The sequence below is a fragment of the Candidatus Symbiopectobacterium sp. NZEC127 genome (assembly GCF_025962675.1).
Taxonomy (GTDB): domain Bacteria; phylum Pseudomonadota; class Gammaproteobacteria; order Enterobacterales; family Enterobacteriaceae; genus Symbiopectobacterium.
In genome coordinates, this window is sequence record NZ_JAGFPG010000088.1 from 1 (window position 1) to 541 (window position 541).

Annotated in this window: 2 protein-coding genes; both read right to left on the bottom strand. The window is 50.8% G+C overall.

All coding sequences use genetic code 11. From position 1 onward, the window contains the following. Nucleotides 1-253: toxin (locus J5069_RS24060; RefSeq protein WP_264646152.1), on the bottom strand; the 253-nt coding region annotated here is incomplete at its 3' end. Nucleotides 254-322: 69 nt separating this feature from the next. Further along, nucleotides 323-541 (bottom strand): type IV toxin-antitoxin system YeeU family antitoxin (locus tag J5069_RS24065; RefSeq protein ID WP_264646153.1); only part of this gene is annotated, 219 nt, incomplete at its 5' end.

A 541-nucleotide genomic window follows, 5' to 3' on the forward strand; every position in this document is an offset into this window, starting at 1 on the left:
GCTCCTGCCAGTTAAAGCCGTTGCGATCGATACGCACCAGTTCGTAGCGCTCTACCAGAAAATTCACCGCATTGACCAGCGTGACGCCAGCATCGATATGCTCCTGAATGACGTTTTCTTCACAGAACGGTGTGTCGTTCAGCGTCAGGCCGTAGTGCTTTTCCAGCAGGTAGGTAAGTAGTTGCTGCCAGACGGTTACAGGTGACGGACAGGGGTTATCCTCCCGTGGCGGGATTGCAGGTGGTCTTTGCATGGAAATACTCTCTTCAGGTTAAGTCGATAAAATCAGGGAAACGTTCAGAATGGGGAGAGAAGCTGCGGATTATTGTGTTGCCGCCGAAGAGGGATAAATAGAAATATACACGTAGCCAAAACTGCCCAGCGTATCGGCTTCACAGGTCCATTCGTTACAATACAACGTGACGCAACCTTGCTGACGGGGATTCAGTTCCCCCGCGCGTAGCTTCTGTTCCAACTGCTTAATCAGCTCAGGAAAGATCTGTTCCAGATGATGGGCTTCTGTTTTGCTGAACGCACCAAC